The 11,154-nt window shown below is 61.3% G+C and carries 9 protein-coding genes; 1 reads left to right on the plus strand and 8 read right to left on the minus strand.

The window, feature by feature from the left end; genetic code table 11:
- Positions 1–5: 5 nt before the first annotated feature.
- The 4 genes from NKJ20_RS26785 to NKJ20_RS26800 all read right to left on the minus strand — a co-directional run bounded on the left by NKJ20_RS26785 (position 6) and on the right by NKJ20_RS26800 (position 4,285).
- Entirely contained in the window at positions 6–1,145 is a 1,140-nt protein-coding gene (locus NKJ20_RS26785) for an ABC transporter ATP-binding protein (protein ID WP_352743577.1), read from the minus strand.
- Between the two features lie 61 nt (positions 1,146–1,206).
- Positions 1,207–2,058 carry a carbohydrate ABC transporter permease gene (locus tag NKJ20_RS26790; protein WP_352748216.1) on the minus strand — a complete coding sequence of 284 codons (852 nt, stop codon included), beginning with the start codon at positions 2,056–2,058 and terminating at the stop codon, positions 1,207–1,209.
- Positions 2,058–2,942 carry a carbohydrate ABC transporter permease gene (locus NKJ20_RS26795; RefSeq protein ID WP_352748217.1) on the minus strand — a complete coding sequence of 295 codons (885 nt, stop codon included), beginning with the start codon at positions 2,940–2,942 and terminating at the stop codon, positions 2,058–2,060. Before NKJ20_RS26795 ends, NKJ20_RS26790 begins: the two co-directional genes overlap by 1 nt.
- 71 nt (positions 2,943–3,013) lie before the next feature.
- Entirely contained in the window at positions 3,014–4,285 is a 1,272-nt protein-coding gene (locus NKJ20_RS26800) for an ABC transporter substrate-binding protein (RefSeq protein WP_352748218.1), read from the minus strand.
- 243 nt (positions 4,286–4,528) lie between these two features.
- Between NKJ20_RS26800 and NKJ20_RS26805 the strand changes: the two genes are divergently transcribed.
- A complete protein-coding gene (locus tag NKJ20_RS26805) occupies positions 4,529–5,731 on the plus strand; it encodes an ROK family transcriptional regulator (RefSeq protein WP_352748221.1) in 1,203 nt (400 codons plus the stop codon).
- Positions 5,732–5,757: 26 nt separating this feature from the next.
- Here NKJ20_RS26805 and NKJ20_RS26810 read toward each other — a convergent pair whose 3' ends face one another.
- Genes NKJ20_RS26810 through NKJ20_RS26825 form a run of 4 tightly spaced genes read right to left on the minus strand, consistent with a single transcriptional unit; the run spans position 5,758 to position 10,970 of the window.
- Positions 5,758–7,128: an alpha-glucosidase/alpha-galactosidase gene (locus NKJ20_RS26810; RefSeq protein ID WP_352748223.1), complete on the minus strand. Its 1,371-nt coding sequence runs from the start codon at positions 7,126–7,128 to the stop codon at positions 5,758–5,760.
- A 21-nt stretch (positions 7,129–7,149) separates the two neighbouring features.
- On the minus strand, positions 7,150–8,817 hold the full coding sequence (locus tag NKJ20_RS26815) for an ABC transporter ATP-binding protein (RefSeq protein WP_352748228.1): 1,668 nt from the start codon (positions 8,815–8,817) through the stop codon (positions 7,150–7,152).
- Positions 8,818–8,827: 10 nt separating this feature from the next.
- Positions 8,828–9,961 (minus strand): ABC transporter permease, encoded by a 1,134-nt coding sequence (locus NKJ20_RS26820; RefSeq protein WP_352748226.1) that lies wholly within the window; start codon positions 9,959–9,961, stop codon positions 8,828–8,830.
- 1 nt (position 9,962) lies between these two features.
- A complete protein-coding gene (locus NKJ20_RS26825; protein WP_031211897.1) occupies positions 9,963–10,970 on the minus strand; it encodes an ABC transporter permease in 1,008 nt (335 codons plus the stop codon).
- Positions 10,971–11,154 lie beyond the last annotated feature (184 nt).

Here is an 11,154-nt window from a genome sequence, read left to right on the forward strand (position 1 = left end):
GCAGATCAGTCGGTGATGGTGGATTTGCGGGCACTGATTGTCCGCTCATCGACAGAGGAAAAGAGATAGACGTCACGCGGCTCGACCTTGAAGCCGACGGTCGCATCGGCAGCGACGGCACTCGCATGGCCGATCTGGACGGTGACGTTGCCGCTGCCGCTTTCAGAACTGACGCATTGCAGCGGGCCGGCGTCGGCATAGAGGATGGTCTCGCGGCCGAGATGCTCGACCAGCCGCACCCGTGCGGCAAAACTCGCTGTCCCTTCCGCGGCCAAGCTGATGCTCTCCGGCCGAATCCCCATCGTCACCCTATCGCCGACCTGTACGGATGCCGCTTCCGTCAGTTCGACAGTCAAAGGAGAAAGACCGGCGGTCGACAGCGTGGCGGCGCCGCCGGAGACAGCGGCGACGGTCACTTCGAAAAAATTCATCCGGGGTGCGCCGAGGAAGCCCGCGACGAAAAGGTTGGCCGGATTGCGATAGAGTTCGAGCGGAGCGCCCACCTGCTCGACCGAGCCGCGATTGAGCACGACGATACGGCTCGCCATTGTCATCGCCTCGGTCTGGTCGTGCGTGACATAGACCATGGTGGCGCCGAGCCTGGCGTGCAGATCGGAAAGCTCGACGCGCATCTGCGTGCGCAGCGCTGCGTCGAGGTTGGACAATGGTTCGTCGAACAGGAACACGTCGGGCGAGCGGGTTATCGCACGGCCGATCGCCACACGCTGACGCTGGCCGCCGGAAAGCTGTTTCGGCCGCTTGTCGAGCTGGTCGGTAATGCGAAGGATCTTGGCGGCTCGCAGCACGGCGGCATCGATCTCGGCCTTGGGGCGATGCGCCATGCGCAGGCCGAAACCCATGTTCTCGGCGACGGTCATATGCGGGTAAAGCGCATAGGACTGGAAGACCATGGCAATGCCGCGCTCACCCGGCTCGGTGGTGGTGACATCACGGCCGTTGATCAGAATCTTACCGGTCGAGACGGTTTCAAGCCCGGCGATGATCTTCAACAGCGTTGACTTGCCACAGCCGGACGGCCCGACGGTGACAATGAACTCGCCCTGTTCGACGCTGAGATCGATGCCGCGCAGCGCGTGGTAGCTGCCATAATTCTTTTGTATCTGCCGGAGTTCAAGACTGGTCATGGAGCCCTGCTTGCGAAATCAGTTTCGGATCGGGTGGGCGACGCCTTGAAGCCATGGTCGCTCATCCCTTGACCGCTCCCATGGTGAGGCCGGTGATGAAGTGCTTCTGCATTAGGAAGAACATGGCAACCGGCGGCAAAGCCACGACGATGGTGCCGGCCGAGATCAGGTTCCAGGCCGAAACCCATTCGCCGCGCAGGTTGGCCAGGCCAGCGGTTACCGGTTTGACGGTATCGCTGATGGTGAGCACGACCGCCCAGAAATAATCGTTCCAGATGAAGGTGAAGAGCAGGATCGCCAGCGCCGCAAGAGCCGGCCGCACCAGCGGCACCACGACATGTACCAATGTCTGAAACGGTGTCGCGCCCTCGGCTCTGGCGGCCTGAAACAGTTCTCCCGGCAACGCGGCGATGAAGTTGCGCATGAACAGTGTCGCAAACCCGGTCTGGAAGGCGATGTGGAAGATGATCAGGGCGGCCATCGTGTCGTAGAGGTTGAGCCGCACCATGAGATCGCGCACCGGGATCATCATGATCTGGTGCGGCAGGAAGTTTCCGCCGACGAACAGGGCGAAGACGAGCATGTTGCCGCGAAAACGGTAACGGGCGAGCACGAACCCCGCGACCGTGCTCAAGATGAGAACGCCCATCACCGAGGGGATGGTGATCGTCAGGCTGTTGAGGAAGTAGCGGGCCATCGGCGTCTGGGTGAAGACCGCCGTGTAGTTGTCGACCAGGCCGAATTGGGTCGGCCAGCCCCACAGATTGCCGCCCATGACATCCTGCGTAGAGCGGAACGAGGTAAGGATGATGGCAAAGAGCGGCGCCAGCCAGACAATCAGGATGCCGACCACCAGCACGACATAGAGGCCACGCTGCCAAATAGCAGTCTCGGGAATCGGGCGGGGAAACATCAGCCGCCTCTTTCATCGGCGCGGATCATCCGCGTCAGGTACCAGGCGATGAAGACCGCCATGATCACGAACAGCACCGAGGCAATGGCCGCGCCATAGCCGAAGCGGTAGGAAAATATGGACTGCTCGAACATCTGATAGGCAAGCACCTCGGACGAACCGAAGGGGCCGCCGCTGGTCATCACCGAGACCATGTCGAAGGAACGCAGTGCGCCGACGACAGTGACGGCGATGGCGATAAAGGTGACCTGCGTCAGCTGCGGCAACACGATGTGGCGCAGCATGTTCCAGCCCCTGGCGCCGTCGACCCGCCCGGCGCCGATCAGGTCCTCGCTGAGATTGTTGAGGCCGGCGAGATAGAGCACCATGCAGAAGGCGATCTGCGGCCACAACGCTGCGATCACGACGGCGAAGGTGACGAAATTTTCATCCGACAGCACTGCCGGGGCGGTCGCGCCGAAGGTGCGGAAGATCAGGGCGAGAAGTCCGAATTCCGGCGTATAGACCCAGGTGAAGACCACGCCGACGGCAACCGAAGCCAGCACCAGCGGAATGAAGAACAGCGATTTGAGCAGGCGCATGCCGCGGATTTTCTGGTTGACGAGCAGCGCAATGGCGAGGCCGACCGGCGGCGCCAGCATGAACATTACCAACCAGATCAGATTGTTCTTCAGCGAAACATAGAACTGTGGATCGGCGAACAATTCGCGGTAGTTGCCAAGGCCGATCCAGACCATCGGGCTGAAGCCGTCCCATTCGTGCAGGCTGATCCATAGGCTCTCGACCGCAGAGGCCAGAATGACGACGGAAAACAGCACAGCGGCTGGCAGAATCAGAAGTGTCGGTGTCAGCCACCAGCGATGGCGGCGCCAAAGCTTCGTCATTTTGGGAGACCTCATTCACGGAATGCATCGGGGAGCAGAGCACGAACCCCGCTCCCCTCCGCTGGGAGGCGCTAGATCTTGAAGATCCGGCGACGGGTTCCCTCGAGACGCTGAAGAATGGCGTCCCGGCGATCCGGCTTGGCCATGAATTCCTGGAAGCCGACCAGGCCGGCCTGGGCCATGTCGGGATCAGTATCGCGGTCGTAATATTGCGACGTGCCGGCCACCGTCTTCAGGCTTTCCACAGCCGCGTTGACCAGCGGGTCCTTGCTGGCCGGAAGGTCGTTGCGCGGCGGAACGTTGCCGCCGGGTTCCAGATAGGGGCCGAAATTTTCCGGCTGGTAGAAGAAGGCGAGGAACTCGCGGGCACCCGCCTTGTTCTTGGCGTTGGCCGGGATGTGGACCGAATTGACCGAGAATTCTTCGTAGCGGTCGAGGGCGCCGTCAATCTTCGGGAAAGGGGCGAATGTCAGCTGCTCGAGATCCTGCTCAGGGAAAGTAGCTTTCACGAAGGCACCGAGGTTCATCATGCCGGCCTTCTTCTGGGCGAGGAAGGCGCCGGCCTCCTGCCAGCCGAACGACGTCTGATCCGGGGTGAAGAAACCCTGCTTGATCAGCTCTTCCCAGTGGTCGAAAACAGGCGTCAGCGCCGGGTCGGTGTAAGCCATCTTGCCGTTCATCAAGGCAAAATGCTTGTCGAGACCGTTGATCCGCAGGTTCATCTGGTCGAACCATCCGGCCGCCGGCCAGAGTTCCTTGGTGCCGATGCTGACGGGAATAAGGCCGGCAGCCTTGGACTTCTGGCCGTAAGCAAGGAATTCGTCCCAGGTCGCCGGCACCGTCAGTCCGTGCTCGGCAAAGACGTCCTTGCGATAGAACATGCCCCACATCGTGCCGCCAGTCGGCAGGCCATACTGCTTGCCGTCGACAGTGACGGCACCGGTCGTGGCACCCAGCACGTCCTTGTACTTTTCCTTCTCGAACAGATCCGAGATGTCGTCGAACAGGCCGCGGGTGACGAAGGCGCGCATGCGGTTTCCGGAGAACCAGAAGCAGACATCCGGCGCGCCGGCGACAAGGTAGTTGCGGATCGCGGTCTTGTGGGCCTCGTGATCCATATTGTTGATCACAACCTTGGTGCCGGACTGCTTCTCGAAATCGGCCGCGATGCGCCGCAAGATCCGCAGGGCATCGGCATTGTTTTCGTCTGAAATGATGGTGACTTCGCTCGACTGGCTGAGTGCCGGCATCGGGAAGCCCGCGAGAGCTCCAGCAGAAATGCCCCCGGCTCCCTTCAGGAAATTGCGCCGCGTCGACGGCTTTTCAATCCACTTGAACGTCATTGTTACTCCTCCCGTGTTGTCAATTCTCTACTGGCACACCGGCCGGCGCGGTTGTTCTTCTCAACGGCACGGCTCACCTCCCGGGCAAGGGAACATGCTTGCCCGCTGCTTCAGAGCGCGGTGACATTGCTAACCGGATTAATTTCGCTGACCCCCGGTTCGGGTGTTGAACAGTCGGGCAAACTTACGCATATGTTTTCTCGAGAGGCAATAATTAATTTACAAAATTAAGAAAGCAGATCCGTGAAGCTCAAGGGTGACCCGAGCACGACTCGGGCGATGAACCGCAGACTGATCCTCAATCTCTTGCGGCAGCAAGGAGCGCGCAGCCGGGCCGACATAGCGTCAGTTACCGGCCTTAGTCCGGCAGCGGTCACCTTCGTCGTGGCCGACCTCATCGAGGATGGCCTGCTGATCGAAGGCAAGACAGTCGTGGGATCGGCTGGGCGCCGCCCTATCCCGGTGGATATCAACTATGCCAACGGCCTTGCCATAGGTTTCAAGCTGATGGTCGGATCGGTCGAATGCGTGGTCACCGATCTTGCGACCAATCCGCTGGGGTCTCTGCGCGTCAAGCTCTCGGACAGCGATCCCGACCATATCATAGCGACCTTGGCCAAGGCGGTACCGGAGCTGATTTCCATTGTCGATCGGCCCGCTGCCAAGCTTGCCGGGATCGGCGTTTCAATGCCTGGCGTCATAGACAACCAGAAGGCTGTGTGTATCCGCAGCAATCGCTACAACTGGGACAACGTTCCCCTTGGCCCGATGCTGGCCGAACTGGTAGACGTCCCCGTGTGGCTTGAGGACGACACCAATGCCTATGCCATTGCCCAGCAACTCTTCGGCCTCGGACGCCAGCACCGCAATATGGCTGTGCTGGCGATCGGCGTCGGAATCGGCTGCGCGCTCGTCTTCGATGGCAAACTCTATCGCGGCGCGAACGGTGCCGCCGGCAAGTTCGGCCACAGCTCTTATGAAGAGAACGGCCGCCTTTGCGAGTGCGGAAAACGCGGCTGCTTGATGGCCTATTACGCCGAGCCGGCGATCCTGCGCACCTGGCGCGAAGCCACCGGGCACGACGAAACGGATAGCAAAGTCAGCCTTATGGCAGCCTTGGCAGACCGCGAACCGCGAGCCGTCGCCATTCTCGAAGAAGCCGGACATGGCATCGGCCGGCATCTCGCCAATCTTGTCAACATCACCGACCCGGAGGTCATTGTCGTCGGCGGTGAAGCCGTGTCGTTTGGCGATGCGCTGTTTGGCCCAATGCGGCTGACGCTTGGGAAAAATACCTTTCGCGCGGCACCACCAATGCTGCTGGACTGGGAGGACAATTCCTGGGCAAGGGGAGCGGCTGCTCTCGTAACGCAGAAACTCTTTGATTTCGAAACATCTGCCGGCAACGCCGCTCCGCTTTCAAAGCCGGCCCTATGGTCGGCATAGGTGAGTGAAACAGACAGCCCTGCGCCTCAGGCCGCCCGAACGCTGCGCGCTCCACGCGCCCAGGCCGGCAGCCAATCGCCATGCGCAACCAGCAAATCATCGACCAGCGACCATATCTGGTCGAGGTCGAGCTCGGCCGCCGTGTGCGGGTCCATCATCGCCGCGTGGTAGATGTGCTCGCGGTTCTCGGTCATCAGCGCCTGGACCGTCAGCTCCTGGACGTTGATATTGGTGCGGATCAGCGCGGTGAGCTGCACCGGCAGGTCGCCAATGAACGTGGGTTGAATGCCGGAGGCGTCGACGAGGCATGGCACCTCGGCTGCGCAATTATACGGCAATGACGTGATGCAGCCATTGTTGCGGACGTTGCCGTAGATCACCGACGGCTCACCGGTCCAGACCGAGTTCATGATCGAGGACGCATATTCCTTCGACTGCTCCACTTCGATCTTGTCAGCCGAGCGATAGGCTTCCGCTTGCCCCTTCCAGCGTTCGATCTGCTCGATGCAGCGCTTCGGGTATTCGTCGAGCGGGATACTGAATTTCTCGATCAGATCCTCGCGCCCGTCCTTGATGAAATAGGGCGTGTATTCCGCGAAATGTTCGGAGCTCTCGGTGACGAAGTAACCGAGGCGCTTCAGCATCTCGTAGCGCACCTTGTTCGGGCAGCGCGGATTCCATCCAGGCTTCGGCGCCCGCCCTTCGCTGTAGGCGCGCAGCAGATCCGGATAGAGATTGCGGTAGGAGCCGTCCGGCTGGCGATGCTCGAACTTCAGGTAGAAGGCCATGTGATTGATGCCGGCCGAGCGGTAGCGAATCTCCTCGTAGGGAATGTCGAGATCATGCGCCAGTTCCATCGCCGTGCCTTGCACCGAATGGCAGAGGCCGACCTGCTTGATGTCAGGGTATTTCTCCGCGATCGCCCAGGTGTTGATCGCCATCGGGTTGACATATTGCAGCATGATCGCCTGCGGGCAGACCGCGAGCATGTCCTCGCAGATCTTCCAGAGATGCGGCACGGTTCTCAAGCCTCGCATGATGCCGCCGACACCGAGCGTATCGGCGATGGTCTGGCGCAGCCCGTATTTCTTCGGAACTTCGAAATCAGTTACGGTGCAGGGCTCGTAGCCGCCGATCTGGAAGGCGACGACGACGAAATCGGCGCCCGCCAGCGCCTTGCGCTGGTCCGAATAGGTTTCGGCTTTGGCCTTTACGCCAAGCGTCGAGATCAGCTTGCCGACGACGATTGCGCTTTCCTCGAGCCGTTGCGGATTGATGTCCATCAGCGCGATCGTCGAGCCGGATAAAGCCGGACGCTGCAATATGTCGCCGACGATGTTCCTCATGAACACCGTCGAGCCAGCTCCGATGAAAGCGACCTTGGGATTTCTTGCCACAACAACCTCCGGCATAAGCAATTAGGCTACCTCGAAAGCGGCTTTGACCAGCCGTTCGGTGTAAGCGGTCTTGGGATGGGACAGGACTTCGTCGACCGGCCCCTCTTCGACGATCTTGCCGTGCTGCATGACGATGACGCGGTGGCACAGCGCTCGCACGACCTTGAGGTCGTGCGAGATGAAGATGTAGCTCAGGCCCCGTTCGCGCTGCAGCTTGCGCAACAATTCGATGATCTGCGCCTGGACCGAGAGATCCAGCGCCGATGTCGGCTCGTCGAGTACGATGAATTCCGGTTCGAGCGCGACGGCGCGGGCAATCGCAATACGCTGGCGCTGGCCGCCGGAAAACTCGTGCGGGAAGCGCGACAGGATATCGCCGGGCATGCCGGCGCTGATCAGCGCCTCGCGCACCCGCTCGATCCGATCGTTCCTGGTGGCGCCCATGCGGTTGACGACCAGCCCTTCCTCGATGATCTGGCCGATCGTCATGCGCGGGTTGAGCGACGAGAACGGATCCTGGAAGACGACCTGCATGCGCGACCGCAACGGCCGCATCTGCGCCCGCGAACAGCCATGGATCGGCTGGCTATCGAAATAGATCTCACCGCTGTCCGTGGTGTTGAGCCTGAGCAACGCCTCGCCGAAGGTGGTCTTGCCCGATCCGGATTCGCCAACGAGACCCAGCGTCTCGTGCCGTCGAAGGGTCAGGCTGAGGCTGTCGACGGCAACGAGTTCGCGCAGGTCCGGCCTCATGAACGTGCCATGCCGCAGCATGAAGGAGACGCGCACATTCCTAGCTTCAAGAATAACGTCGGCGCCTTCCGGCAACGGATTTGCCTGGCCGCGCGGCTCGGAGGCAAGCAGGTGACAGGTGTAGGGATGCTGTGGATTGGTGAACAGCTTCTCCGTCACATTGTGCTCGCGCATCTCCCCATGCTGCATGACGTAGACATAGTCGGAGAACTGCCGCACCACGGTCAGGTCATGCGTGATCAGGATCACCGCCATGCGCAGTTTCTTCTGCAGGTTTCGGATGAGATTGAGGATCTGCGCCTGAACCGTGACGTCGAGCGCCGTCGTCGGCTCATCGGCGATCAGCACATCGGGATCGTTGGCCAGCGCCATGGCGATCATCACACGCTGGCGTTGGCCGCCGGAAAGCTGGTGCGGGTATTGTTTCAGCCGCGCCTGGGGCTCAGGAATCTGTACCTGCTGCAGCAGCTCGAGCGCTCTTGCTTCGGCCTGCCTGCGGCTCATCTTGCGATGCACCCGTATCGCCTCGACGATCTGGCTGCCGATCGTGTAGATCGGGTTAAGCGAACTCATCGGCTCCTGAAAGATCATCGAGATGCGGTCGCCGCGCAGTTTGCGCCGCGCACGCTCGGAAAATTTCAGGATGTTGGCCCCGTTGTATTCGACAGTCGATTTCGGCGACACGACTGCGCGCTTCGACAACAGTCCCATGACGGTGCGCGCCGTCACCGACTTGCCCGATCCCGACTCGCCGACAATGGCGATCGTCTCGCCGCGATAGAGCTGGAAGGAGATGTCCTTGACGGCTTCGATCATGCCGTGTTCGACCTTGAAATCGACGGCGATGTTGCGGGCATCAATGACCGGGTTTTCCGAACGGCCGTCATGGTCGAGCCGGACAGGCGGTGCGAAGGATTTGACGAGCGCGTGTTGCATCATGTCATGCTCAATAAGGATCGACCGCATCGCGCAGTCCATCCCCAAGCGCGTTGAACGCGAAGACGGTGACAAGCACGAAGCCGACCGGCGAAAGGATCCAGGGATAAGTGCCGATGACCGAATAGGTCGCGGTGTCTTGCAGCATCAGGCCCCAGGAGATCAGCGGCGGCTTCACCGCGAAGCCGAGAAAACCGAGGAAGGATTCGAGCAGGACCACGCTGGGGATTGCCAACGTGACCGCAACGATCACGTGGCTCATCACGTTTGGAAAAATGTGTTGCATGATGATGCGGCCATCTGTGGCGCCGACCGCCATCGCCGCACGAACGTAATCGATCCGCGCCAGTGCCAGGGTCTTGCCGCGCACCTCGCGCGACATCTGCGCCCAGCCGAGCGCCGACATGACGACGATCACGAAGGCCAGGAAGACATTCGTCGGCGCCGTCACCGGAACCAGCGAGGTCAGCGCCAGATAAAGCGGCAATTGCGGAAACGCGAGCACCAGTTCGACGAAGCGCTGGACCCAGACGTCGAATGTGCCGCCGAAATAGCCCGACACCATGCCGACCGTCGTGCCGATCACGGTGACGATGAAGACCACGGTCAATGCGATCATCAACGAGATGCGCGAACCATAGATCGCACGAGCCAGCACATCGCGACCGAATTTGTCGGTGCCAAGGAAGTGCACCGGCTGGCCGTCGGTCGAGCCGAAGAAGTGCCGGTTCGCGGGAAGCAGGCCGAGCAGTCTGTACTCCGCTCCCTTGACGAAGAAGCCGAGCAGCCGCGGATGGTCGTAGTCCGGCCCGACGACGGGTTGGAAGGTAACCGGGTCGAGGTCTTCCGAATCCGCCAGGGCATAGACGCGTGGCTGGAAGACGAAGTTGCCGTCCATGTCATGGAAGCTCATCATCTGCGGCGGGGCGAAGCCGACATCGGTCACCTTGGGATCCATCGGTGCGAAGAAGTCGGCAAACACCGCCAGCAGCACCAGAAACGCGACCAGGATGAGCCCGGCCATGCCGGTCCAGGACCGTTTCAGGCGGCGCCAGACGAGTGCGATGTAACTCTCATTGCCGCGCGGCTTGATCTTGGCCGGTTCCTCGGCAAGTGGCGGCAGCGAGGGCTCGAAAGCAAGCATCTCAGGACCCTGCATATTGGCGCACACGCGGATCGAGCATGACGAGCAGCATGTCGGCGATGATGTTGCCGACGATCAGCGTCGCCGACAGCACCATCATGAATGTCGCCGTGACATAGACGTCGCCGACCGCCATCGAGCCAACGATCGCCGGGCCGACGGTCGGCAGGGCAAAGATGATCGCGGTCTCGATCTCGCCGGTCAGCATATAGGGCAGCACCACGCCCTGATACATGACCAGCGGATGCAGCGCATTGGGCACCGCATGGCGCATCACGACCGCACCGCCGCTGAGGCCCTTGGCGCGAGCGGTCTCGACATATTGCGCGTTCAGCGTGTCGAGCAGATTGCCGCGCATCACCCGCATGTTGTAGGCGAGCCCGCCGAAGGTGGCGATGGCGACAACCGGCCAGACATGCCGGACGAGATCGACGAACTTCGCCCAAGACCACGGCGCCCCGCCAAATTGCGGCGAAAAGAAGCTGCCGATCTCGGAGACGTTGAACTGGAAGACCAGCAGATAGACGATGATCAGCGCCATCAGGAAGCGCGGCACCGTCATGCCGAGGAAGGAAATCGCTGACAGCGTACTGTCGATCCAGCTGTACTGCCTGGTCGCCGCCCATATGCCGAAGGTGATACCGAGGACCGAGGCCAACAGATGGCACACCAGCGCCAGGAGCAGCGTGCGCGGCAGCCGCTCGCCCACCACATCGGCCACCGGCTTATTGTAATAGAGGCTATAGCCGAAATCGCCGCGGGTGATGATGCCGCCGATCCAGTTGAGATACTGGACGGGCAGCGGCTTATCGAGACCATGTTCTATCCGATAGGCCTTGGCCTGCGCGTCGGCTTCGGCGAATGAGGCCCCGCCCTGATTGATCAACTGCGAGCGAATGTAGTCGGCATAGTCGCCCGGCGGCGCCTGGATGATGGCGAAGGTGACCAGGCTCAGAATGGCGAGGACCGGGATCGCCGACGCTATGCGCGTGAGCAGGAATCGCAACATCGGTCGGTCCGCTTCCTTGTCTGGCCGGTCGCTCTCTTTGAGCGTACGGAGGTTTGCTTTGTCCGGCCGCGCCAACTGGCGGGGGCCGAGGTCTCAGTCGGGGGGGGTATACCACGATGGACGGGCCCTGGTCGACCGGCCGGCCGCGGACCGCGTGGGGGAGCACGTGGGATTTGGCCGGCGT

Source organism: Mesorhizobium sp. M0185, assembly GCF_040322175.1.
Classification (GTDB): Bacteria; Pseudomonadota; Alphaproteobacteria; order Rhizobiales; family Rhizobiaceae; genus Mesorhizobium.